The sequence below is a fragment of the Loktanella sp. F6476L genome (assembly GCF_023015725.1).
Classification (GTDB): Bacteria; Pseudomonadota; Alphaproteobacteria; order Rhodobacterales; family Rhodobacteraceae; genus Yoonia.
Genome location: NZ_JALKAR010000001.1, coordinates 577930 through 602416 on the forward strand (window position 1 = coordinate 577930; position 24487 = coordinate 602416).

27 protein-coding genes are annotated in these 24487 nt (G+C 55.3%); 11 read left to right on the forward strand and 16 right to left on the reverse strand.

The genetic code is table 11. The annotated features are described in order from the left end of the window. Window positions 1-427: 427 nt before the first annotated feature. The 5 genes from MWU61_RS02925 to MWU61_RS02945 form a co-directional block, all read right to left on the reverse strand. A complete protein-coding gene (locus MWU61_RS02925) occupies window positions 428-2662 on the reverse strand; it encodes a molybdopterin cofactor-binding domain-containing protein (RefSeq protein WP_247126670.1) in 2235 nt (744 codons plus the stop codon). A gap of 3 nt (window positions 2663-2665) precedes the next feature. After that, entirely contained in the window at window positions 2666-3130 is a 465-nt protein-coding gene (locus tag MWU61_RS02930) for a (2Fe-2S)-binding protein (protein ID WP_247126672.1), read from the reverse strand. A gap of 72 nt (window positions 3131-3202) precedes the next feature. Beyond that, on the reverse strand, window positions 3203-4381 hold the full coding sequence (locus MWU61_RS02935) for an FAD-binding domain-containing protein (RefSeq protein WP_247126674.1): 1179 nt from the start codon (window positions 4379-4381) through the stop codon (window positions 3203-3205). A gap of 30 nt (window positions 4382-4411) precedes the next feature. Beyond that, window positions 4412-4858, reverse strand: coding sequence for an SRPBCC domain-containing protein (locus MWU61_RS02940; RefSeq protein ID WP_247126676.1), 447 nt, complete (start codon window positions 4856-4858; stop codon window positions 4412-4414). Continuing rightward, window positions 4855-5175 (reverse strand): metalloregulator ArsR/SmtB family transcription factor, encoded by a 321-nt coding sequence (locus MWU61_RS02945; RefSeq protein ID WP_247126678.1) that lies wholly within the window; start codon window positions 5173-5175, stop codon window positions 4855-4857. The genes MWU61_RS02940 and MWU61_RS02945 overlap by 4 nt, the downstream gene beginning before the upstream one ends. A 152-nt stretch (window positions 5176-5327) precedes the next feature. On the opposite strand from MWU61_RS02945, the gene MWU61_RS02950 reads away from it, so the two are divergent. The 6 genes from MWU61_RS02950 (at window position 5328) to MWU61_RS02975 (ending at window position 9071) form a co-directional block, all read left to right on the forward strand. Beyond that, a complete protein-coding gene (locus MWU61_RS02950; RefSeq protein WP_247126680.1) occupies window positions 5328-5957 on the forward strand; it encodes an ATP-dependent Clp protease proteolytic subunit in 630 nt (209 codons plus the stop codon). 146 nt (window positions 5958-6103) lie between these two features. Next, on the forward strand, window positions 6104-7375 hold the full coding sequence (gene clpX / locus MWU61_RS02955) for an ATP-dependent Clp protease ATP-binding subunit ClpX (RefSeq protein ID WP_247126682.1): 1272 nt from the start codon (window positions 6104-6106) through the stop codon (window positions 7373-7375). Between the two features lie 3 nt (window positions 7376-7378). Beyond that, the gene (locus MWU61_RS02960) at window positions 7379-7750 is read left to right on the forward strand and encodes a RidA family protein (protein WP_247126684.1); all 372 of its coding nucleotides are present in this window, start codon (window positions 7379-7381) and stop codon (window positions 7748-7750) included. A 105-nt stretch (window positions 7751-7855) separates the two neighbouring features. Next, window positions 7856-8239, forward strand: a complete 384-nt coding sequence (locus MWU61_RS02965) for an NADH:ubiquinone oxidoreductase subunit NDUFA12 (protein WP_247126686.1) — start codon at window positions 7856-7858, stop codon at window positions 8237-8239. Between the two features lie 23 nt (window positions 8240-8262). Next, window positions 8263-8715, forward strand: coding sequence for an outer membrane lipid asymmetry maintenance protein MlaD (mlaD, locus tag MWU61_RS02970; protein WP_247126688.1), 453 nt, complete (start codon window positions 8263-8265; stop codon window positions 8713-8715). Beyond that, complete coding sequence (locus MWU61_RS02975; protein WP_247126690.1) at window positions 8712-9071, forward strand: DUF2155 domain-containing protein; 360 nt, start codon at window positions 8712-8714, stop codon at window positions 9069-9071. The genes mlaD and MWU61_RS02975 overlap by 4 nt, the downstream gene beginning before the upstream one ends. Here the strand turns inward: MWU61_RS02975 and aat are convergent. The 9 genes from aat to MWU61_RS03020 form a co-directional block, all read right to left on the reverse strand. Next, a complete protein-coding gene (gene aat / locus MWU61_RS02980; protein ID WP_281501908.1) occupies window positions 9035-9688 on the reverse strand; it encodes a leucyl/phenylalanyl-tRNA--protein transferase in 654 nt (217 codons plus the stop codon). The two genes, MWU61_RS02975 and aat, sit on opposite strands and share 37 nt — an antisense overlap. Window positions 9689-9692: 4 nt before the next feature. Next, on the reverse strand, window positions 9693-11039 hold the full coding sequence (gene accC, locus MWU61_RS02985; RefSeq protein WP_247126692.1) for an acetyl-CoA carboxylase biotin carboxylase subunit: 1347 nt from the start codon (window positions 11037-11039) through the stop codon (window positions 9693-9695). Window positions 11040-11049: 10 nt separating this feature from the next. Beyond that, window positions 11050-11553 carry an acetyl-CoA carboxylase biotin carboxyl carrier protein gene (accB, locus tag MWU61_RS02990; RefSeq protein ID WP_247126694.1) on the reverse strand — a complete coding sequence of 168 codons (504 nt, stop codon included), beginning with the start codon at window positions 11551-11553 and terminating at the stop codon, window positions 11050-11052. 135 nt (window positions 11554-11688) lie between these two features. Next, on the reverse strand, window positions 11689-11973 hold the full coding sequence (locus tag MWU61_RS02995) for a hypothetical protein (RefSeq protein WP_247126696.1): 285 nt from the start codon (window positions 11971-11973) through the stop codon (window positions 11689-11691). Window positions 11974-12073: 100 nt separating this feature from the next. Continuing rightward, window positions 12074-12823: an ABC transporter ATP-binding protein gene (locus tag MWU61_RS03000; RefSeq protein ID WP_247126698.1), complete on the reverse strand. Its 750-nt coding sequence runs from the start codon at window positions 12821-12823 to the stop codon at window positions 12074-12076. A gap of 11 nt (window positions 12824-12834) precedes the next feature. Next, window positions 12835-13593 (reverse strand): ABC transporter ATP-binding protein, encoded by a 759-nt coding sequence (locus MWU61_RS03005; RefSeq protein WP_247127206.1) that lies wholly within the window; start codon window positions 13591-13593, stop codon window positions 12835-12837. Between the two features lie 11 nt (window positions 13594-13604). Then, a complete protein-coding gene (locus tag MWU61_RS03010; RefSeq protein ID WP_247126700.1) occupies window positions 13605-14810 on the reverse strand; it encodes a branched-chain amino acid ABC transporter permease in 1206 nt (401 codons plus the stop codon). Between the two features lie 2 nt (window positions 14811-14812). Continuing rightward, window positions 14813-15844: a branched-chain amino acid ABC transporter permease gene (locus MWU61_RS03015; RefSeq protein ID WP_247126702.1), complete on the reverse strand. Its 1032-nt coding sequence runs from the start codon at window positions 15842-15844 to the stop codon at window positions 14813-14815. Window positions 15845-15966: 122 nt separating this feature from the next. Next, a complete protein-coding gene (locus tag MWU61_RS03020) occupies window positions 15967-17316 on the reverse strand; it encodes a substrate-binding protein (protein WP_247126704.1) in 1350 nt (449 codons plus the stop codon). A gap of 201 nt (window positions 17317-17517) precedes the next feature. Between MWU61_RS03020 and MWU61_RS03025 the strand changes: the two genes are divergently transcribed. From MWU61_RS03025 to MWU61_RS03045, 5 genes are all read left to right on the forward strand, one after another. Next, window positions 17518-18846 (forward strand): XRE family transcriptional regulator, encoded by a 1329-nt coding sequence (locus MWU61_RS03025; RefSeq protein ID WP_247126705.1) that lies wholly within the window; start codon window positions 17518-17520, stop codon window positions 18844-18846. Window positions 18847-19060: 214 nt separating this feature from the next. Beyond that, a complete protein-coding gene (locus MWU61_RS03030; protein ID WP_247126707.1) occupies window positions 19061-19435 on the forward strand; it encodes a response regulator in 375 nt (124 codons plus the stop codon). Next, on the forward strand, window positions 19436-19738 hold the full coding sequence (locus tag MWU61_RS03035) for a hypothetical protein (protein ID WP_247126709.1): 303 nt from the start codon (window positions 19436-19438) through the stop codon (window positions 19736-19738). A gap of 14 nt (window positions 19739-19752) precedes the next feature. Continuing rightward, on the forward strand, window positions 19753-22455 hold the full coding sequence (locus MWU61_RS03040) for a sensor histidine kinase (protein WP_247126711.1): 2703 nt from the start codon (window positions 19753-19755) through the stop codon (window positions 22453-22455). Window positions 22456-22536: 81 nt separating this feature from the next. Then, on the forward strand, window positions 22537-23718 hold the full coding sequence (locus tag MWU61_RS03045) for a FliM/FliN family flagellar motor C-terminal domain-containing protein (protein WP_247126713.1): 1182 nt from the start codon (window positions 22537-22539) through the stop codon (window positions 23716-23718). 1 nt (window position 23719) lies between these two features. Here MWU61_RS03045 and MWU61_RS03050 read toward each other — a convergent pair whose 3' ends face one another. Beyond that, window positions 23720-24151, reverse strand: a complete 432-nt coding sequence (locus MWU61_RS03050) for a TIGR01244 family sulfur transferase (RefSeq protein WP_247126715.1) — start codon at window positions 24149-24151, stop codon at window positions 23720-23722. Window positions 24152-24210: 59 nt separating this feature from the next. Then, entirely contained in the window at window positions 24211-24426 is a 216-nt protein-coding gene (locus MWU61_RS03055; RefSeq protein ID WP_247126717.1) for a hypothetical protein, read from the reverse strand. Window positions 24427-24487 lie beyond the last annotated feature (61 nt).

The window sequence follows — 24487 nt, forward strand, 5'->3', positions numbered from 1 at the left end:
AGGCTGGGAACAGCACGAAGCTTTTTCGAGAATTTCTGTGGAGCCTGCTGCGCATACGTTTTGGGGCCGTCAAAATTGACAGCCTTGCCGGCGTTATTGTGTGGACCAACCGAACATCCGGTCTTCCCCCAAAAGGAACCGCCTAAACCACTATAGACACTCTGTAACATCGTAACTCACTCCAGCCTCAACACAGGCACATGCCTGAATGCCGGAACCGCAAAACAACCGCGCGGATTCCGACTTCTTTGATGATGGACTAAAGGTGAGAGAAGGCGACACTGAGTGTGAACCGTGGCGCAAATGAGAAAGTTTTAGACTTAATTGTGTCAGACTATCCTTTTGGACAGGCAAAATAGACGTTTTTGCCCTTGAATCACGATCAAGGGCAATTCGTTGCAATCATTACGCGAATTTGAATTCTTGGTCATAGAGTCAAGTCGAACGTCTTAATTAGCGGCAATTCTGTGGCACGCGTGCCAGTCAGATCAAACAGCGCGTTCCCCAAGGCTGGCATTGATGGTGGTGTTCCCGGTTCGCCGACCCCGCCGATGCTGTGTCCGCTTTCCAAAATCGAGACCTCGAATTTAGGCGTGTTGTGCATCCGCAAGGCGTCATAGTCAGGGAAGTTCCACTGATCCACTGCACCGTCGGTGAAGGTGATTTCACCCTGTGCCGCCGCCGACATGCCGTAGATCGCACCCGAGATCATCTGCGCTTCGATGATGCTGGGATCAAGCGCTGTGCCAACGTCGCATGCTATCCAGCATTTATTGATCCGGATTGCGCCGTCTTCGTCGACGACTTCGACGATTTCCGCAGTAGGTGTGCCGAACGAATAGGTAAACCCGATACCGCGTCCAACGCCGTCGGGGGTCTGTCCGGTCCAACCCGCCATTTCTGCAACCGTTTCAATGACTTTCGCAGAGGCAGCATGTTCCTTGGCTGCCATGTTTAGACGGAATTGCACGGGGTCTGCGCCTGCGGCCACGGCCATTTCGTCGATGAACGTATCAAAGAAGAACCCGTTGAAGGAATTCCCGACAGAGCGCCAGAACCCGATCGGCACAGAAAGATCTGTCAGGTGGCCCGACAGGCGGAAATTCGGGATGGCGTAGGGTTGGTCTGCCGATCCTTCGATGTGCCCACGGTCAGGGCCGGGTGGTATTTGTCCTGCGATGCGGAGTGATGATTGATGCGTGACTGACGGCGCTGCGACTTTACCATGTAGCAATACCGGTTCGCCGTCTTTGACCACACCCCGGAATGACGCCGCTGCGGCTGGACGGTAGAAATCGTGGCGCATGTCTTCTTCACGCGACCATGTCAGTTTGATTGGCGTGCCTTCGAATTCTTTCGCGACACGTGCTGCATGCACTGCTGCGTCAAATTCAGTACGACGGCCAAAACCGCCGCCCATATAGGTCGTCTGCACGGTGACTTGTTCAGGGGTCAGACCGACAGCTTCCGCAGTCTTTTGTTGGATGATCACCGGCGCTTGATTTCCCGCCCAGATGGTCATGGCGTCACCTGTGTAAAGCGCAGAGGACGTCATTGGTTCCATCGTCGCATGTGCAAGCCACGGCACGTGGTAGTTTGCCGTGATTTCCGTGCCTTCGACCGCTGCTTCCACATCGCCGTCATCGCGTGTGACGCTGTTCGGTTTGGACGAAAGGGATGCGGTGATCGCGTCCATCAGGCCGTCTGTTGTTTCTGGATAGGTGGATGGTTCCCAAGTGATATCAACCATTTCGGCCGCCTGCATCGCCAGCCACGTGTTGGACGCCACAACGGCGATGCCGTCGCCTAGGTCAATCACGCGGTCGACTCCGTCCATCGCTTCGGCCTCGGTTGCGTCAAACGACACCATGCCGGCGCGGGCAGGGTTGATCCGCACGGTCGCGAACTTTGCACCGTCGAGCGCCACATCAGTGGCGTAGGTTGCGGTACCCGTTGATTTTCCGACCATGTCGGTGCGGGGCATGGCCTTGCCGAGTTTGGTCCATGCGGATTTTGCGCGCAGGTCCACCTTCGGCGGATCAATGGCGGCGGCTTCTGCTGCTAGATCAATATAGGACATCTTTTCGCCGCCAGCGGTGATCACATGTCCATTTTCCGTCTTCAGTGTGCTAGCATCGACGCCAAGCCGATCTGCGGCTGCAAGCTTGAGCGTTTCGCGTGCCGTAGCACCTGCTTCGCGCATTTTGGTGTAAGCGTCACGTGTAGATGTGGACCCGCCTGTAACCTGCAGGTTCAACAGCTTGCCGACCTCGCCCACGGTTTCGCGCATACCGGTCATGAATTCGGAATCGGTGTAGTGGTGGTAGGGCAGGGCGAGACCCAGAAGCGCGCCGTTGTAGTAGGCCTTTGCGGGCGGGCCGTGCATCACGTTGATGTCGTTCCAATCCAGATCCATTTCTTCGGCAACAAGTGCCGCCATTGTGGTCTGGATGCCTTGGCCCATTTCGGCACGCGGCGTGATGATCGTGACGCCATCTGCGTTGATCAGGATGTAAGGGTTCAGGGTGCTTTCACCGCTCGCGGTTTGCAGCGGATTAGGCGCTTCTTTTTTGACTTGATAGACCCCGAAAGCGACACCACCCACCAAAGCGGCGGACCCGATCAGAAATGTACGGCGGGCGATTTTACCGATGCTGGCCATGGATCAAGCCTCCTTCATTTTTGTGGCGGCGTCATGGATGGCAGCGCGGATGCGCGGGTAGGTGCCGCAGCGGCATAGGTTGCCCTGCATCACATCGTCGATGTCTTGGTCCGTTGGTTCGGGATTATTCGCCAAAAGATCAGCGGCTTGCATGATTTGACCCGACTGGCAGTAGCCGCATTGTGCGACTTGGTTGTCGACCCATGCCTGCTGGATGATCGCCATGTTGTCGGGTGTTCCAAGGCCTTCGATGGTTGTCACATCACCCCACACGTCTGCGAGTGCGACCTGACAAGACCGCACCGCTTCGCCGTCGATATGGACCGTGCAGGCCCCACACGCTGCAACACCACATCCGAATTTTGTGCCCGGAAGACCGACTTCGTCCCGCAGGACCCAAAGAAGGGGCACATTGTCTGGCAAATCAATATCGTAGGACGTTTCGTTGATTTTCAGCGTTGTTGGCATGTCGGCCCCTTAGAGTGATTGGTGTCGTTCGGTTTTAGATAAGCGTTATGTGGTGTTTACAAGTATATCATATCAGGGGTGACGTTGGGGAAGCAGTTTGGGGATCGCGTCTTTGAATTTGAAGAAGCCTTTGGTGGCATAGGGCCAAGCCGCTGAATCGTAGGGTCTGACGACTTGGCAGAGCGTGATATCGGCTACTGCGAGTTGAGGTTTCAGCGCGGCCAACTGATCGGCTGCGGGTCCGACGGGTGCATAGGCTGCCACGATCTGCGTGATTTGATTGGCTTGCGCCCATGCGGTGATGTCTGTGTCGTCTGATACGGGACCATTCTGATCGCTGAAGCGCGTCGTTGCGGCCGTGATGGCCGCACCTGCAAAATCTGTGACTTTTGGGCTGACGTGGTTTGGGCTGCGGTGTTGGGTGGCGTTGAGGGTGATCGTGGCGACCGGATTGCAGGCCGAGAATACATAATGAAGCGATAGGTCTTCTTCTGTCACCAACAAACCGGTGCGCGCGGTTGGGTCGATTGAATCGCTGGTTGGAATGTCAGTCGGTGGCGGTGGTGGCGTGCCATCCAAAGGGATCGCTTCGGTTGCTAATCCTTTGGGCTGGAACCGCCCGTCCGTATATTTTGCGATGTTATCAGGCCGTGTGAGGTAGGTTTTCCCAAGGGTTTGCAGCCCCCCGACCCAACGCCAAGATAACGTGTTTGATGCCGGATCACCGTCGAGCAGGTGCCGCAGAAAGAAATCCGCCCCTAAGGTCCACGGCAGTCGCAGCGTGAAAATCCAGATCGACGCAAACCACATGCGGGCGTGATTGTGCAGGTAACCCGTTTCGACCAGTTCTTTTGCCCAATGGTCGAAGCAATCAATGCCGGTTTCGCCCTTGCAGGCGGCTTCCCAATCGGCGCGCAGTCCGGATTCGGTTTGGATACGGTTTTGCGCGGCTTGCAGATCGGTCTTGTATGATGTCCAAACGGAAGGGCGCATTTCCAGCCAGCCTTTCCAGTAGGTCCGCCAGAATACCTCTGCGATGAATTTATCAGCCGCTTTGGGGGAATGTCGGGCAAGCGTGGCCTGCAACACTTCGTTTTCAGTGATGATGCAATGGCGCAAGTAGGGCGACAGTTGCGACACATGAGGATGGTCGGGGCGGTCGTAGTTGCGTTTGGTCGCGTAGTCGAAGCCCGCATGCGGCGTGAATGCGTTCAGGCGGGCGAGGGCAGCGGTATATGTCGGGTCAATCATCACCGACAGCTATCGCGATGCAGTGTGAAATCAAGCAATGACCCGCAGCTTTGACGCCGCAAAACAATAGGACCCGAGCGTTAAGTCCCATCCGATCAGATAGGACGTGCTGACGGCATCGGCGATATCACCCAAAACGTCGAAGCCGCCGTGCGTCAGATCAAGCTGGCAGCCATCCGCCGTTTGTTTGAAGGACACTGCCACGATCGTCGCCGCGTCTTCATCACCGTCAGGGTGCCATGTGAAGGCCATGTAGCGGTCGGCGTCCCATCCGATGATTGTGCCCCAATGGATTTGTGTACCATCCGCGCAAATTTCGATGATGCGCCCATTTTTGCGGGGTTCCACGATCAATTTGGCGGTTGGGTCTGACGCGTGCCGGTCTTTAGGCCACCACGTATCGAGGTTCGCCATGAATAGATCAAACGCTTCGGCTGGCGAAAGCGGGACATGCGTCGTTTTGTGAATTGGGATCATGATTTATCCTTTTGCGCGGCTTTGTCGCGCGCTGCTTTTGCGAATGCGTCAAGCGCGTCATCCCACATGCTGTCAAGATATCGGCGCAAGTCATCCGCGCCACGCGGGTCGATGGTATATAGGCGCTTGGTTCCGTGTTGCGAGACCTTTAGCAGGCCAGCGTCTGACAATACCTTCAGGTGCTGACTGACCGCTGGACGACTGACAGGCAAACCTTCGGCCAATGCCCCGACGGCAAGGGGGCCATCGCGCAAACACGCAAGAATCGCGCGGCGGGTCGGGTCGGCCAAAGCGGCTATTGTCATTTCGTAAGTCATAGCTTACCGTAAGTCACGGCTAACGCACTTGTCAATCCAAATCGCCAAGATGAAACAGCCGCCCTTGAAGCCCCTGTCAGGCGACACTAAGACTCTGTCAGGACATTTGAAGTAATGATGGTCAAAGGCCATCCCGGAGTGAGGCACAGCCGATGCAAGATCCAGTCGAAACATACATGAACCTCGTGCCTATGGTCGTCGAACAGACAGCCCGTGGTGAACGCGCCTACGATATTTTTTCGCGCCTTCTGAAAGAGCGGATCATTTTCCTGAATGGGCCTGTCCATGACGGCATGTCCCAGCTTGTTGTGGCGCAGCTGTTGCACCTTGAAGCCGAGAACCCGAAAAAAGAAATCTCTATGTATATCAACAGCCCAGGCGGCGTTGTGACATCCGGTTTGTCGATCTACGACACGATGCAATACATCAAACCGAAGGTGTCCACGCTGGTTATCGGGCAGGCGGCATCCATGGGGTCATTGCTTTTGACAGCTGGTGAAAAAGGCATGCGTTTCTCACTGCCGAACAGCCGCGTCATGGTCCACCAGCCATCTGGTGGTTACCAAGGTCAGGCAACGGATATTATGATCCACGCCCAAGAGACCCAGAAGCTGAAAGATCGTTTGAACCAGATCTACGTGACGCACACAGGCCAGACTTTGAAAAAAGTCGAAGCCGCACTTGAGCGCGACAACTTTATGTCGCCTGAAGAAGCGAAAGATTGGGGCCTGATCGACGAAATCGTGACAAACCGCGCGAAAGACGACGACGCAGACGCATAATCAACTTCCGCACGGTGGTGTTAACACCCTGTTAACACCACCGTGCGGTAGACATTTTGACATTGTGGACCGGTGCGTGCTGCCCTAGACTTGGGTCGGTAAGCAGTTCACGGCAGCAGTATGGCCGTCCGGCCAAGGGGAAGATAATGGCGAATTCGTCCAACAGCGACAGCAAAAACACCCTCTATTGTAGCTTTTGCGGCAAGAGCCAACATGAAGTGCGCAAACTGATCGCGGGTCCAACCGTTTTCATTTGCGACGAATGTGTCGAACTATGCATGGACATCATTCGCGAAGAAACCAAATCCGCTGGTCTGAAAGCCGGTGAAGGTGTGCCAACACCGACCGAGATTTGTGGCGTTCTGGATGATTATGTCATTGGTCAGATGCATGCGAAACGCGTGCTGTCTGTGGCCGTACACAACCACTACAAGCGCCTGAACCACGCGGATAAATCCGACATTGAGTTAGCGAAATCTAACATCATGCTGATCGGCCCGACCGGTTGTGGTAAGACACTGCTTGCGCAAACCCTTGCCCGTATTCTGGACGTGCCCTTCACAATGGCCGATGCGACAACGCTGACGGAAGCCGGTTATGTCGGTGAAGATGTCGAAAACATCATTCTCAAGCTGTTGCAGGCGTCCGAATACAACGTTGAACGCGCGCAGCGCGGCATCGTCTACATCGACGAAGTTGATAAAATCACACGGAAATCTGACAACCCATCCATCACCCGTGACGTATCGGGCGAAGGTGTTCAGCAGGCGCTGCTGAAGATCATGGAAGGCACTGTAGCCTCTGTTCCGCCGCAGGGTGGCCGGAAGCACCCACAGCAGGAATTCTTGCAAGTGGACACGACGAACATCCTGTTCATCTGTGGCGGTGCGTTTGCAGGTCTCGACAAGATTATTTCACAGCGCGGTAAAGGCTCTTCTATGGGCTTTGGGGCGGAAGTGAAAGACGTCGACGAACGTGGTGTGGGCGAGGTGTTTACCGATCTCGAACCAGAAGATCTGTTGAAATTCGGTTTGATCCCTGAATTCGTTGGTCGTTTGCCTGTGATCGCGACGCTGACCGATCTGGACGAAGATGCGCTGATCATCATTCTGACCAAGCCGAAAAACGCGCTTGTGAAGCAATACCAGCGTCTGTTCGAACTTGAGAACACAAAGCTGACATTCACCGATGACGCCCTGCAGGCGATTGCGAAACGTGCAATCGAACGCAAAACAGGTGCACGTGGTTTGCGGTCTATCATGGAAGACATCTTGCTTGATACGATGTTTGACCTGCCGGGCATGGACACAGTGACCGAAGTTGTCGTGAACGAAGAGGCGGTTGGTCCAGACGCATCCCCATTGATGATCCACGACGATGCAAAATCATCGGAAAAAGAGCCCGCAACAGCGAGCTAACGGATGAAGCGTATGACATCAGGCGGTATTTTCGAGGATAAGATCGGATATTGCCGTGCTGTTGTCGCAGGTGGCTTTGTGCATGTGTCGGGGTGCGTTTATCCCGGCACGGATGTCCCCGACGACGTCGTCGCCCAGTGCCACGGCGCGCTTGAGGTGATCAAAACCGCGCTAGCGGATGCAGGGGCCGAGATGGCCGATGTCGTGCGTGTGCGTTATATCCTGCCGAATGCTGACGATTTTAAACCATGCTGGCCGCTGTTGCGTGCCACCTTTGGCGAGAATCCTCCGGCTGCGACGATGATTAGCTGCGTGTTGATTGATCCGAAATACAAAATTGAGATCGAAGTGACCGCGCTGGCGCCAGACGCGTAAACTTTCGCCAAAGATTTTGGGCTTACACCCGCCTGACCACATCTGTCGGACTAGACGTTTGACATCAATTGGGGCATGACAGCGGGGACGAATTGGAGACGCGCAATGGGCATCGGCTACACAATCAAACGCATTTTCACATGGTGGGAAGGTCAATCCTTCGGCACGCAGTTCTGGACTTGGCGGAACGGTGAAAAAGTCGGCGAAGACGGTCAAGGGAACATCTTTTACCGTAATGCAGACGATAGCCGTCGTTGGGTGATCTACAACGGTGACATTGAAGCGTCCCGCATCGATCCCGATTGGCATGGCTGGTTGCACCGGACATGGGACGAACCACCCACCGACAAACCGCTGGTCCACAAATCATGGGAACAGCCGCATCAGGTTAACCTGACGGGTACCGTGAATGCCTATGCACCAGCTGGATCTTTGCGTGCGGCTACACCAAAATCCCGTAGCGATTACGAGGCGTGGAGCCCCGAATAAACGGGCCCCGTGGTGGTTTGATCATGCGTGAGAACCGGACAGAGACGCTTGTTGGGGCCGTTGTTTTGGCTGTGGCCCTTGGGTTTGGATTTTACGCAGCTCAGGCCGCTGGCCTAGGCAAATCGTCCCAAGGGTATGATTTGACGGCGAGTTTCAGGTCCGCCGAAGGGATCACGACGGGAACCGATATCCGCCTTGCTGGCGTGAAGATCGGCCAGATCGGTGCGCTGACGCTGAACCCTGATACATTCCGCGCTGACGTTGTGCTGTCCTTCGCAGACGGCGTCGCAATTCCGAATGACAGCGCTGTGGCCATCGCATCTGAAGGCGTTTTAGGCGGTAGTTTCGTAGAGATTGTACCGGGCGGGTCGCTGGATAACTTTGTACCGGGCGAAGAAATCGAAGATACGCAGGGCGCGATCAGTTTGATTTCCTTGTTGTTGAAATTTGTGACCGGGGACGGGGATACGCAATGAAGGCTTTGATTCTTAGTACTGCGCTTGCGATGCTGCCTTTTGGCGCTGTTGCCCAGCAGGCAGCAACCGCCGTTGGCGGTGAATTGCGGGTGCTGGATAAGCTGAACGGCACCGTGACCGACGTTGAAATGACGAACGGCGAAACCCGTGATATCGGGCATCTTAAACTCACGCTCGAAGAATGCCGCTATCCGCGCGCTAACCCGTCGGGTGATGCTTTTGCAAACATTACAGTGGCTTATCGGGATAACGCTGATCCGGCATTTCAAGGCTGGCTGATCGCCTCTGCGCCTGCGCTGAACGCGATGGAGCACCCGCGTTACGACGTCTGGGTGTTGCGCTGTATCAGGTCCTGAGCTGAGGCTATTTGCCGGCTTGGTGTAAATTCGGCGGTCTGTTGCAAGGCATCACGCAACAAGGCGTGATAGGCCGATCTGGGAATTTCAACACCGCCTAAACTGGCCAAATGGTCGGTGATGAACTGCGTGTCAAACAGTGTGAACCCATCTGTCCGCAACTTGTCTGTCAGGTAGGCCAGTGCCACCTTGGATGCGTCGGTGGCCGTGCTGAACATGCTTTCGCCGAAGAAGGCACTGCCGATTGTGACGCCGTAGACACCGCCCACAAGCGTATCGTTCTGCCAAACCTCGCAGCTGGCCGCGTCGCCTTGGTCGTGCAGGGCCTTGTAGAGATCAAAAATCGTAGCGTTTATCCACGTCTCATCGCGGTTCGCACAACCGCGCACAACGTCCGCAAAACAGGTGTTAAAGCTCACCCTGTAGTCGCCGCGCAGCAGTCGTTTGCGCAAAGACCGAGAGATGTGAAAACCGTCGAGGGGTAGAATGCCGCGAAAGCGGGGATCGACCCAGAACACGTCTTCGCTGTCGCGTGTTTCTGACATCGGAAAAACGCCAGCCCGGTAGCCTTGCAGCAACAGGTCTGGCGTCAATTCGATTTCGTCTTGATTACTCAATGGTTTAAGCGAGGTTGGCGTCTAACCATTCCTCGAGCCAATGGATGGTGTAATCGCCGGTTTGCACCGCTTCTTCCGCCAAAAGCGCGTGGAACAGTGGAATCGTCGTATCGACCCCGTCCACGATCAATTCGCCCAAGGCACGGGCCAAACGCGCCAACGCTTCTGGGCGGTCGCGGCCGTGTACGATCAATTTGCCGATCAAACTGTCGTAGTAGGGCGGGATGCGGTAGCCGTCGTAAAGCGCCGAATCCATCCGAACGCCCAAACCACCCGGTGCGTGGTATTGTGTGATCGTACCGGGGCAGGGCGAAAAGTTCGGTAGCTTTTCTGCGTTGATCCGGACCTCGATCGAATGACCGTTGATTTTCAGGTCGTCCTGCGTGAACGACATGGGCAGGCCAGAAGCCACGCGCAGCTGTTCGCGCACAAGATCGACGCCAAAAATCGCTTCGGTAACAGGGTGTTCCACCTGCAAACGCGTATTCATTTCGATGAAGTAGAATTCATCGTTCTCGAACAGGAATTCGATTGTCCCGGCACCGATGTAGTTAATTTTCGCAACCGCGTCCGCGCAGACCTTACCGATGCGTTCTCGCAGTTCTGGCGTGATGCAGGGGCCGGGGGCTTCTTCGAAGACCTTTTGGTGGCGCCGCTGTAGGGAACAATCGCGTTCGCCGAGGTGGACCGCGTTGCCTTTACCGTCACCGAACACTTGGATTTCGATGTGGCGCGGTGTTGTCAGGTATTTCTCGATGTAGACTTCGTCGTTGCCAAATGCGGCTTTGCCTTCGGCCCGCGCAGAATAGAACGCCTGTTCCATGTCTTTCGCGGTTTCGGCGACTTTCATGCCGCGACCACCGCCACCTGCAGTGGCCTTGATGATGACCGGATAGCCGATTTCAGCGCCAATGCGTTGTGCAGCTTCCAGCGTATCAACACCACCGCCAGAGCCAGGAACGCATGGCACGCCCAGTTCTTTCATGGTTTCAATCGCAGAGATTTTGTCGCCCATGACGCGGATGTGTTCGGCTGTCGGGCCAATGAACGTGATGTCATGGTCTTGGACAGCCTGCACAAATGCAGCGTTTTCCGACAAGAAGCCGTAGCCCGGGTGGATCGCCTGTGCGCCTGTGATCTCGCACGCCGAGATCAGGGCCGGAAACGAAAGGTAGGATTGCGCGCTTGATGGCGGCCCGATGCAGATCGCTTCGTCGGCCATGCGGACATGCATCGCGTCGGAATCGGCTGTCGAATGGACCGCGACAGATTTCACGCCCATTTCACGGCACGCACGCACCACCCGCAAGGCGATTTCGCCGCGGTTGGCAATGAGGATTTTGTCGAACATTGGCTGCCCCTTATTCGATAATCACAAGTGGTGCGCCGAATTCGACAGGTGCGCCGTCTTCGACCAGGATCCGTTTGATCGTGCCGGATTTGGGGGCAGGGATGTGGTTCATTGTTTTCATCGCTTCGATGATCAACAATGTTTCACCTTCAGCGATTGTTTTGCCCACGGCCGCGAAAGGTGCAGCACCGGGTTCTGGTGCCATGTAGATTGTGCCGACCATTGGCGATGTTACAGCGCCCGGATGGCTTGCTGGATCTTCGCTGCCGCCTGCGGGTGCGGCAGCTGGTGCTGCGGCAGGGGCTGCCGCCGGTGCAGCAGCAACGGGTGCTGGGGCTGCGGCCACGACCTGTTGTGGTGCTGGCTGCGCATAGCGGCCGACACGTACATCAAGGCTGTCGTTTTCGGCGTAATCGCGTTTGACACGCAATTCGGTCAAATCATTTTCGCGCAGCAATTCTGCCAATGCTTGGATAAAGCTGACGTCGCTGTCGTGAGAGGTTTTTTTGCTCATGTCGTCCTCGGCCCGTTGCCCAAAGTTCCTCAGATCCGCTTTTGCGCGGTATCAATCGGGACGCTTATAGGGGAACGGTGACGCAGTGGAAAGCCAGAGCATCAGGGAAAGTGACGGAGCGTCGGAATTGACAGGTCAAAGCTTCCGTGTCGTGGCTTCGTCATCTTCACGAATTGGTAGCATTATCACGCCATAAGGCTTCAAAGTCTGTTCTTCGGTCAGGGCAGGTTTTTCGATTTCTGACAGACCTAGAAGCGGGGCCTTATCGATTTTTGACCGTGGATCACTGACGGTGAGGGTTTCGTCAGGTGTTTTCGCTGTTGTTCTACTGGTTTCTTCGTCGACAGCAGGCGCGGCTTGATGTGTTACTACGTCGTTCTGAAATTGCGGTGCGGCGCGTGGCGCTAAGGAAACTTCCATTTCTGACCTCAATGATTGACACCATATTGGTCTAGTTTCCGTCAATTTCCTTAGCAAAGTATGAATTGCGGACAATCGGATAAAATTGTCCGCAATAAAATCAGATCGCCAAGTACTGCGCACGCAGTGCTTCGTCTTCCAGAACTTCCTGAGCAGAGCCGTCATAGACCACGGTGCCCGTATCAAGAATCACCGCCCGATCCGCCAGCTTCAACGCAGCAACCGCGTTTTGCTCAACAATCACGGTTGTAATGCCTTGATCGCGGATAATGTTCAGTGTCTTTGCGATTTCTTGCACGATGACCGGGGCCAGACCTTCGTAAGGTTCGTCCAACAGAAGAACCTTAATATCGCGTGCAAGGGCGCGAGCGATGGCAAGCATCTGTTGTTCGCCACCGGACAGTGTCACACCTTCTTGTTTCTTACGTTCGCCAAGGCGCGGGAAGAGTTCATAGATTCGCTCAAGCGACCAACCGATTGGCGGGGCGATTTGGGCGAGCTGCAGGTTTTCTTCAACCGTCAGGCCCGCAATGATGCGCCGGTCTTCTGGCACAAGCGCGATGCCTGCGGCAGAGGCTTGATGGGCTTTCATGTCGTGAAGCGGTTGGTGGTCCAGCCAGATTTCACCGTGCTTCAATGCGGGGTCATCAAGACGCGCAATGGTGCGCAGTGTTGATGTTTTACCCGCACCGTTCCGACCGAGCAGGGCTAGAATTTCGCCTTCGTGGATATTAAAGCTGACGTTCTGAACGATGTAGCTTTCGCCGTAGTACGCTTCGATCTCCCACACGCTGAGGAATGCAGGATGGGTTGCCGCGTTGTTGGCGTTTTTGTTGAATGGTTGGTTCATTGGATTGTTCCTTACACCTGTGCTTCGCCGAGGTACGCTTCACGCACTTTCGGGTGGCCTTTGATGTTTTCAGGTGTTTCTTCCACCAGCGGCGTACCTTGCGCCAGAACAGTGATCCGTTCTGCAAGGCTGAACACAACGTGCATGTCGTGCTCGATGATCGCCATGGTGATGTCGCGCTTTTCTTTGATCTCTTTGAGCAGATCAATCGTGTTGTTCGTATCGGCACGGGCCATACCCGCAGTCGGTTCGTCCAACAGCAACAGGCGCGGTTCCTGCACCAGACACATCGCCATTTCCAAGCGACGTTTGTCACCACGTGACAGGCTGGATGCCACCATGTGACGCTTTTCCAGCATGTTGACGTCTTCCAAGATCGCTTCCGCGGTCTCGTGGATGTCAGTCTCGTGGCGTGTGCTGCCGATCGCGTGAAGCCGGAAGGCCCCGTCACGTTTGGCAAAGCACGGGATCATCACGTTTTCAAACACGGTGAGATCGGCAAAGATTTCAGGTGTTTGGAACACGCGGCTAATGCCCATCTGGTTGATCTCGTAGGGCTGACGCCCCAGCACAGATTGACCGTCGAACATCACCGACCCGCTATCAGGGATCAGTTTTCCAACAAGCACGTTCAGCAGAGTGGATTTACCGGCCCCGTTTGGGCCGATAATCGCGTGGACTGTGTTCTCAGCGACGCTGAGGTTCACGTCACCAAGCGCTTGCAAACCGCCGAAGCGTTTGTTGACGCCTTTTACTTCAAGGATACCCATCATATTGCTCCTTATTCAGCTGGTGTCGTGGCGCCATCAGAGGCGTCAGTTGTTTTCTTGCGGCTGAACTTTGCGCCAATGCGTTGACCAAGTTCGACCAGACCACCTGGCAGGAAGATCACAACTGCCATGAACACAAGGCCCAGTGTCAGGTGCCAGCCCTTACCGATGAACGGGTGGATGACCGCCACGAAGAAGTTCTCAAGACCTTCCGGCATAAAAGCGAACCAGCCGTGCACCACAGTGTCGTTGATCGTGGATACGATGTTTTCCATGTATTTGATCACACCAGCGCCCAAGATTGGGCCGATCAGCGTGCCAACACCACCAAGGATGGACATGATCACGATCTCACCAGACGCAGTCCAGAACATCCGTTCCGCACCTGTCAGTGGATCCATCGCAGCCAGCAGACCACCAGCCAGACCCGCATACATCCCAGAGATGACAAAGGCCGTCAGCATGTAAGGACGCGTTGAAATGCCAGTGTAGTTCAGGCGCTGCTGGTTGGACTTGATGGACCGCAGCATCAGGCCAAACGGCGACCGGAAGATGCGGATCGCAAGGTAGAAGGACGCGATCATGAAGAGGCCAGCAAGGTAGTAACCGTTCTGGAAAACAAAGCTCCAGCCGCCCACATCCCATGTGACAGACCCGTTCATCTCAAGTCCGAACAGGTGCGGTGTGATTGGTGCATCCGCCCCTTGCAGGATCTGTGGATCGTCGTTGTAGACCTGCAGGCCAGTCTCACCGTTGGTGATTGGCGTCCCCAGAACCTTACCGACCAAGTCGGAGTAGGCGATGGAATACATCATCTGTGCAAAGGCCAGTGTCAGGATCGAAAAGTAGATACCGGACCGACGCAAGGACACGTAGCCGATGACGACCGCGAACAGGCCAGCGACGATTACCGACAGGATGATTGCAGGGACGATATTGTAGGACAGCAGTTTGAACATCCAAACGGCTGCGAACGAACCCACACCCAGAAAAGCGGCGTGACCGAAGGACAGGTAACCTGTCAGGCCGAACAGGATGTTAAACCCGATGACCAAAATCCCGAAGATCACGAACCGCTGCAACAGGGCAGGGTAGCCCGCGTTGAACTGCGCAAAGGCACTGTCCGTTGGGAAAGGGTTGAGTAGGATCGGGGCTGCCAAAACCATCAGGCAGACCACGATGAAGAGAGCGGTGTCTTTTCCGTTCATACCAAGCATGATTATTCCTCCATCACGCCCTTGCGTCCCATCAGGCCACGTGGGCGGGTCAGCAAGATGATGATTGCAACAAGATAGATGATGATTTGGTCGATACCCGGCAGGATCGCTTTGACTTCGTTCATCGAAGCAAAGGACTGCAAAATACCCAGCAAGAAGCCCGCCAGAACAGCGCCCGGCAATGACCCCATACCGCCAACAACAACCACGACGAAGGACAGGACCAAGAAGTCCATACCGATGTTATAGTTCGGCGACAGGATTGGTGTGTACATCACACCGGCCAGACCGGCGACCGCAGCCGCAAGACCAAACATAAAGGTAAAGCGTTTGTCGATGTCGATGCCAAGCAGGCCAACTGTTTCGCGGTCTGCCATACCTGCACGCACGACCATGCCGAATGTCGTGAACTGCAAGAAAGCAAACACAGCAGCAATGATGACCATAGAGAAGAGGAAGTAGACCAAGCGCCAGATCGGATAGATGATCGCGTTTGGTTCAAATCCCATGAGCACACCAAAGTCCATCGCACCTGCAAATGCAGAAGGCGCTGGGGTTGGGATTGGGTTTGCGCCGAAGTTTGCCTTGACGATCTCACCGATCACAATGGCCAAACCAAAAGTCACGAGGATTTGGTCCGCGTGTGGGCGGTGATAGAAGTGCTTGATCAAGCCGCGTTCCATGGCGAAACCGACAAGGATCATCACAGGGATTGCGAAGATAATTGCGATAGGCACAGCCCAGTCGATCAGGCTCATGCCCATTTCAGGTCCGAACCATTCCACCACATAAGGTGTTTCGACCTTCAGCGGATTGCCCAAGAAATCTGTTTGGGTCTCGTCAATCTTCTCAAAGCTAATCGAGAGTAGACGTGACACTGTGACCGAGCAGAATGCACCGATCAGGAAAAGGGCACCGTGGGCGAAGTTCACCACACCTAGTGTCCCGAAGATCAACGTCAGACCCAAGGCAATCAATGCATAAGCAGAGCCTTTGTCCAAACCGTTGAGAATTTGAAGGATAATATCGTCCATCGACCCCGCCTCTTTTTACCAGTTCTCTACTGATACGGCGCATCGTGATGATGGCCGTTTACGCCCCGCTCCCCCGGGGTGGGTGAGACCGGCACGGTGTGCCGATCTCGGATTTGGTTAGCTTATGCGCCAGGGTTACATGCACCCAGGTCGCCACCGGCGAACATTGGGTGATCTGGTGCGTACTCAACCTGTGCACGTGGCGTAACTTCCACGATTTCCAGTGTATCGAACTGGTTGGTTGGGTTGTCCGTGCCTTTCATGACCAGCACGTCTTTGAAGCACTGGTGGTCGGCGCCACGGTAAGATGTTGGACCGTTGCCCATGCCGTCGAAGTCGAAGTCTTCGAGAGCTTCTGCAACGCCACAAGGGTTGAACGTGCCAGCACGTGTAACAGCATCCGCATACAGCAACGTCTGAACGTAGCATGTGTGCGCCGCACCGGATGGTGGGAAGCCGTACTTTTCGCCAAAGGATTTAACGAAAGCTTTTGTGCCTTCATCCTGCAGCTGCCAGTTCCAGTTCATAGAACCGAACACGCCTTGGATGTTGGAACCCGCACCAGCGGCCATCAGTTCAGAGTAGAGCGGCACGATGATCGTGAAGTCTTTACCGTTGACCTGCTTGTCTTTGAGACCGAACTGAACAGCCTGTGTCAAAGAGTTCACCATGTCCCCACCGTAGTGGTTCAGGATCAGCGTATCAGCACCGGAGTTCAGAACAGGCGCGATGTAGGATGAGAAGTCACCCGCACCAACTGGTGTCAGAACGTTCTGGGTTGTGTTCCAACCCAGCGCTTCTGTCGCACCTTGGATGGATTCCTGCTGTGTCCAGCCCCATGTGTAGTCAGCTGTCAGGTGGTAAGCGTTACGCTCGTTACCGTATTCTGCTTCCAGAACCGGACCCAGAGCCGCACCAGACATGTAACCGTTAAAGAAGTGACGGAAGCCGTTGGCTTTCTTATCTTTACCAGTTGTGTCGTTAGAGTGCGTCAGACCAGCCATGAAGATCACGCCAGCTTCTTGGCACAGACCTTGAACCGCGATGGCAACACCAGAAGATGAGCCGCCGTTGATCATGATGCATTCGTCTTTCTGGATCATGGACTGTGCAGATGCACGTGCCACGTCAGATTTCGTTTGCGTATCACCTGTGACGAACTCGACTTTGCGGCCCAGGATACCTGTACCGTCGAGGTTCTTCTCAGAGAATGTGTTCAGCATGCCGCCGTCGCCGATACCGTTGAGGTGCTCAACAGCCAGTTCCTGCGCGCGCAGTTCGTCAAGACCTTCTTCAGCGTAAGGGCCTGTTTGTGGAACGTTGAAACCGATTTTCACGGAACCGCCGTCACCCGGTGCGTTTGTGTAGCCAGTGTGGCCATCAGCACGGAGATACGTCGGAACAGCAAGACCGGCACTAGCGATGGCGCCTGTCTTTAACACGCCACGACGTGAGAAGTTAGAATTGGACATTAAAATCCTCCCATTTTGATTTCGCTATATCCAGCCTCCTACCGAACACAGCTCGCATTTTACATGCTGATGCCATCTTGGCGGCGTGACCCCGCGTTACCAACAGTGCTTTGTGCAAGGGTCATTTTTTTGTAAAGTACTGGACTCCAATTCTGTAAATCTTGTAAATTGATTATCGAACGGGCGCAGAAAGCGTCTGATATGTATTGGAGAAATCGGTTGGCAGCCCACGCAATGACAGGGTCTCGCATTCGCGAACGCCGCTTGGATCAAGGAATGCGTCAGGCTGATGTGGCCGACGCCGCGGGCATTTCCGCTAGCTATCTGAATTTGATCGAGCACAACAAACGCAGAATCGGCGGGAAATTGCTACAGTCGCTCGCACGCGCCTTGAACGCTGATCCGGCCAGTTTGTCCGAGGGGGCAGAACCCGCTGTTTTGAATGGTATGCGGGCTGCCGCTGCGCGGACGTCGCAACCAATTGAAACGGACCGTGCAGAAGATCTTGCGACCCGCTTTCCGGGGTGGGCGGGGTTGATTGCTGCGCAAGAGGCACGGGTTGATACGTTAGAGGCCGAAGTGCGCGTTCTGCGTGACCGTATGACCCATGACCCTGCATTGGCGGGCGCGTTGCACAACGTGATTACGGCTGTGACGTCGATCCGCGCGACTGCGGGTATCTTGGCCAACGACGATAATATTGATGCCGATTGGCAGCGCAGGTTTCACGTTAACATCCACGACGATAGCCGGCGGTTGGCGGTCGAAAGCGAAGCCTTGGTCGCCTACCTTGAACCCCCGACAGAAGCTGCATCGTCGCGCGAACACCTGACGGGGTTCGAAGAAGTTGAAGCCTTTTTATTGCGCGAAAACAAATTGTTAGATTGGGTAGAGGCGCATCCAAACGCAGCGCCTGAAACTTTGCTGCGCGACTATGATGCGCCCGCATTGTCACGGGAAGGCCGCGAGGTTTTACTGCAATATTTGGTACGCTTCAGCAAAGACGTGCGTCTTATGCCGCGCGCCACCTTCGTGCCTGCCGCAGTCGCCGCACATGGTGATCCGTCGACCCTTGCCGCACAGTTTGACGCAGACTTGCCCGCCGTGTTGCGCAGGCTTGGCGGGTTGCCTGCTGATGTAGGCCTTCCGCCGATGGGGTTGGCTATCGCAGATCAAACCGGCGCGTTGACTTATCTGAAAACAGTTCCCGGATTTGCGCCGTCTCGGTTCACGGCAGGGTGTCCGTTATGGCCACTGTACGCCGCACTGACGCAGCCCATGCGCCCCATCAAATCAGAGGTCGTTTTGCCGGGGCAGGCTGGGGCGCGGTTTATGTGTTACGCGATTGCTGTGCCTAAAACGCATGCTGATTTCAGCGCGGCGCCCGTGCTTGAGACGACAATGTTGGTTGTCTCTGATCCGGCCCCTGGTTTGCAGGAACCGATCAAGGCCGGCGTGTCTTGCAGGGTTTGCCCACGTTCGGGATGTGCGGCGCGCCGTGAACCTTCCGCAATTGAGGTGAAATCTTAATTGTGCGCGATAAGCGCTTCGTTTTGTTAAGGTTTTGGAAATCCCGATTTTACATAAGTTGTTTCGTGTGCGAAACATCTTGAGGTTGTTCGTCGCGGCGTAGCGCGATCAGCTGGTCAGTGTTTTTGGCGTTTCGGGCTTTGACAGGGCCGCGCATTGCCGCAATACTCTGCGCAAGAAAATTACCATGGCGTCATTCGGGGGGAGCAACATCATGGGTAGACGGGTCCTGCTGATCGAGGACGAACCAAATATCATCGAAGCGATCAGCTTTATTCTGTCGCGTGACGGGTGGACTGTTCATACACATGAAGACGGCGAAACCGCGATGGATAAGGTCCGCGCGACGCCGCCTGATCTGATTATTCTTGATGTCATGTTGCCTGGTCGCAGCGGTTTTGATATCTTGCGTGATATTCGCGCGGAGCCTGATTTTGAAAATCTACCGGTCATGATGTTGACGGCACGTGGGCAAGTCAAAGATCGCGAACTTGCATTAAGACTGGGTGCTAACCACTTCATGACAAAGCCATTTTCTAATCAGGACGTGAAGGATTATGTCCGCAAGTTGATGGATGAAACGGCCTAGATGCAGGACGATCCGAAACCCCTAAGACCCGTTACACCGACCATATCGGCCGCCAAGATGCCGCTTTATCTGGCACGTGCGTCTTATCGGCAGCGGCGATTGCGGGATGTGATCCGGATGCTGCCGTTTGTCGGGTTTCTGGCGTGGATTTTGCCGATTATGTCTGGATTGATCCCTGCCACGTCTTCTGTTGGGCTCTATATTTTTGCAGTGTGGGTGATCCTGATTATTGTCGCGGCGGTGATTACACGCAGCCTATCGCCGGAAGGATCACCGGACAAAAGTGACGACGCACTCACATGAAGGGGCGGTGACGTATGTCGTTTAACCTGCTTGTCTTTGTGTCGCTTGCCTACGTCGCGTTCTTGTTTTTGGTTGCATTTTGGGCGGAACGGCGGGCGCGCACGACCTTAGCATCATGGCTTCGCGGTCCGTTCGTATACACGCTATCGTTGTCGATTTATTGCACGGCTTGGACCTTTTACGGGGCGGTTGGCTATGCGGCCCGATCGGGGTTGGAATACGTCACAATCTACCTTGGCCCCACGCTGGTCATGATCGGATGGTGGTGGATTTTGCGTCGTCTCGTCCGGATTGGGCGCACGCAGCGGATCACGTCGATCGCGGATTTGATTTCGAGCCGGTTCGGGAAATCCGGTTGGTTGGGCGCGATTGTAACCGTCATGGCCGTGGTGGCCGCAACGCCTTACATTGCGCTGCAACTTAAGTCCGTGACCCAATCGTTTTCCGCATTTGTGCCGGTAAGTGGTGGGATTTGGGAACAGGCCGATTTGAATACGACAGCGCTGTGGGTTGCTGTTGGGCTGGCCATTTTCACGGTCCTATTTGGGACGCGCAGTCTGGATGCGAACGAACGGCACAGCGGGATCGTGATTGCGATTGCCGTTGAGGCTGTCGTGAAACTAGTGGCCTTGGTCGCCGTCGGGGTCTTTGTGATCTGGGGGCTCGCGGGTGGGCCCGCTGCGGTGCTGGACCAGATTGACGCATCAAAAATTGCCCAGTTTGAACCGCAAGGAGGTCGTTGGGTCGCGATTATTTTCCTGTCTGCGGCCGCGTTCATTTGTTTGCCGCGCATGTTCCAGGTGTTGGTTGTCGAACATCCGGACGAGCGGAACCTGCACATGGCCAGTTGGGCTTTCCCGATTTACCTGATGCTGATGTCGCTGTTTGTCCTGCCCATCGCAGTCGTAGGCCTGCGATTGATGCCGGAAGGGGCGAACCCCGATCTGTTCGTGCTGACATTGCCGCTATCGCAGGGAGAAAACGGGCTGGCGATGCTGGCGTTCTTGGGCGGTTTTTCGTCGGCCACGTCGATGGTGATCGTCTCTACTATTGCTTTGGCCACGATGGTGTCGAACCATATTATCGTTCCATTATGGCTCAGCAGTCGACCGCAAGGCGCGCTCGTCTCTGGCGATATTCGCAACGTCAACGTTTTGGCGCGCAGGTTATCCATCGCGAGTATCTTGGCGCTAGGTTATCTTTACTTCCGCGTCTCTGCAGGCGGGGCGGCGCTGGCAGCGATTGGTTTGGTGTCGTTCAGTGGTGCGGTTCAGGTGTTGCCAGCGCTGCTAGGGGCCATCTTTTGGCGCGGTGCGACGCGCGTTGGGGCTGTACTCGGCCTCGTGACTGGTTTCGTCGTTTGGCTGTGGACCTTGTATATTCCCAGTTTTGGCGCGGACGCCTTTATTTCCGAGACTGTTCTTGCGAACGGGCCAATGGGGATGTGGTGGCTGCGCCCCCATGCGTTGTTTGGTCTTGAAGGCATGGATGACCTTGTTCACGGCTTGATGTGGTCGCTCGTTCTGAACGCATTGGCCTTCTTTATCGGGTCCGTCTTCAGTTTCCCAACGCCGTTGGAACGCTTGCAGGGTGCGCAATTTGTCAACGTGTTCGAGATGTCGGCGGGGACAACGTCTTGGACAAATAGCGGTGCGCGTGCCGATGATCTGTTGATCATGGCGCAACGCATTTTGGGAGGGGCAGAAGCGCAACGATTGTTCCAAAAATCGGCGGAAGAGCAGGGGAAAGAAGGGTATTTGCCTGACGTCACGCCAGATTTTGTCGTGCGCCTTGAACGCGAACTGGCTGGGTCTGTCGGCGCGGCAACGGCCCATGCGATGGTCGGTCAATTAACGGAAGGGGCTGCGATTTCGGTCGAAGACTTGATTGCTGTGGCCGATGAAGCCGCGCAAATCCTTGAGTATTCAAACGAGCTTGAGGCGAAGTCGGCCGAACAAGAACGAACGGCGCGTGCTTTGCGCGATGCAAACACAAAACTGACGGCGATTTCGATCCAAAAGGATGCGTTCCTTAGTCAGATTTCGCACGAGTTACGCACGCCGATGACGTCCATCAGATCGTTCTCGGAAATCTTACGCGATATGGATATGTCGCCTGAAGACCACGGGAAATATGCGGGCATTATCCACGATGAAGCCTTACGGCTCACGCGTTTGCTGGATGATCTGCTGGACTTGTCGGTGTTGGAAAACGGGCAGGTGACGCTGCACATTCATACCGGGCAGTTGTCTGATTTGCTGGATCGGGCCATCGGGGCGTCTGGCGTACAAGAACGCGGTTTGCAGATTTTGCGGAACCGCAGCCGCGAAGAAGTGACCCTGACCACTGATCTGGATCGGCTGGTGCAGGTGTTTGTGAATGTGATCGCAAATGCGCAGAAGTATTGCACCGTTGAAAGTCCAATTCTTAGTATCAAGGTGCGGGTCGTTGATGGACGGGATGTCATTGATTTTATTGATAATGGTGATGGGATCAGCACCGAAAATCAAACGATGATTTTTGAAAAATTCGCAAGGATAGAAGACGAAGGCAAAGCGGGCGGCGCGGGGCTAGGTCTTGCGATTTGTCGCGAAATCCTTGGTCGGCTTGGCGGTGAAATCAGTTATTTGCCGGGGCAGAAGGGGGCTGCTTTCCGCGTGACGTTGCCCAAGCATGATGCAAGTGCAAAAGGCGCTGATCTGTTAGCGTCTCAGTAAGAATTTTCGGTGTATTTTTAATGATATGACGTTGGCTCGCATTCTGCGGGCGGACGATTCGACGAGTCTGGTTTGGGGTTTATGACAAGACAGGTTGCACATGATGTTCTGCGCCGTATGGCGTCGCCGCCACCCCCGGCACCAGAAGATGTGCCTATTACGTCGTCGCGCGCGATCCGGTTGGCGATTACGCGGGCGGCGGACAAAACACACGACTTTGTGGTCAGTGTCAGTTCCCTGCGCGAAGAAGTCTTGTCGCTAGATCAACTGCTTGCAGCGTTAGAACCGGAACTTATGTTGATCGGCATGACCGCGGGCGGCGCGGTGACCGGTCTGGCCGCCCTCGATCTGAATATGCGAACCGCCCTTCTGGAGGTGCAGACAGTGGGGATGGTTTTGCCGGATGTCCCCGAAGATCGACCGCCGACCGGAACCGATGCGCAGATGGCGCAGCCGCTGATCGAGGCGTTTCTTCTTCATCTGCAGGATACGGCTGAACGCACACCGCTTGACGGGTGGGGATTGGGTTTCGATGCGGGCGACAAGATCAATTCGACGCGGGCGGCGGGGTTGATCCTTGATGACGGGAAATACCGGCTGATCCGTTTGTCGCTCGATCTAGGTGTTGGTGACCGCACGGCGGAACTTGCGTTGGCTTTGCCCTGCCGCGCAGAAACCGTGGGAAAGGTCCTGACACCTGAGGTCACGGGCGATTGGGATGAACGTTTCCGAAAGGTTGTCGACGGGTCACCCGCCCGATTGGATGCGGAACTGCATCGTTTCAAATTGCCACTTCATCAGGCCGAAAATTTGGTTGTCGGTCAGGTCCTGCCGCTAACGGGATGCACCGTGTCATCGGTTAAGATCCTGGCGCGCGATGGCCGCAAGGTAGCGACGGCCAGATTAGGTCAATCTGCGGGGATGCGGGCCGTTCGGATCGAAGTCCCGCCACAGGTCGCGCTGTCCGATATGGACCAGTTAGGCAAAAGCGAAATGCCAAGCTTGGCGGGCCTCCCAGAGACGGGTGCCGCATTTGATATCGATGGCGCGGCCAACAAGATGGATATTGATAGCACAACGAATGACGATGATGGGGGGCTAGATATGCCGATGGCTGCCCCGATGGATATGCCGGAAGCAGACAGCATAGCGGTCGCCGCTGCACCGTTATCTTGGGATGACGAGGATCTGGAAGCAGACCCTGTCGCGCCCGCGAATTTGAGTTGGGAAGACGAAGGGTTAGAAACCCCGACTGACGACTAAATCAGGACTTTTGCGCCGCGATCATTTCCAGCTGCGGGTGCAATCCGCGTAGATCGTAGCCTGCTTTACCAGTGGCTTCGATAATGTCGTCGCTGGCCATATCACCCGCTTGGCCCAGTGACCAAGCAATGGACGACCGTGTGCCGGACGCGCAATAAGCCAGAACAGGCCCGCCGGCCGCATCAATCGCAGCGCGATGTGCAGCCACATTTTCTGCGTTCATGGTTTGATGGGTCAGCGGTAGAACTGTGAACCCGAGACCTGCGGCCTTTGCCGCGGACTCAATGGCTGCTGCCTGACAATCTGGTGTGATTTCCATGTCGGGCCGGTTGCAAATGATTGCCTTAAATCCGGCGTCCGCGATGGCTGCACAATCGTCAGGCGCGATTTGCGGGCTGACAGCGTAGGTCGGTGTGATCTGACGAATATCCATGCGCGTCTTTTAGAAGGCCTGACTGCGAAGGTCTAGTCGCAAGAGGGTCCAATCGTGCGTTACCCCAGCAACACGCCCATGACGACCATCATTAGGCCTAAGATCGAAAACAGCAGGGACCCTATATTGATCGGCAGGATGCTGGTGAGTTTGAGCCGCAGCGCGTCATCGTCCAAGCCCGCTTTGCGGGCCGCGTTTACGGCGACGATGCTATAGACGATTCCGACCAGCCCAATCATCGAGATCGCAGCGCCGATCCATACCAACCATTCCATCGTATTCCCCTTTGTTTGACCGGGGCAGCCCTAACGCTCGCGGCCTGCGCTTGCAAGGGTT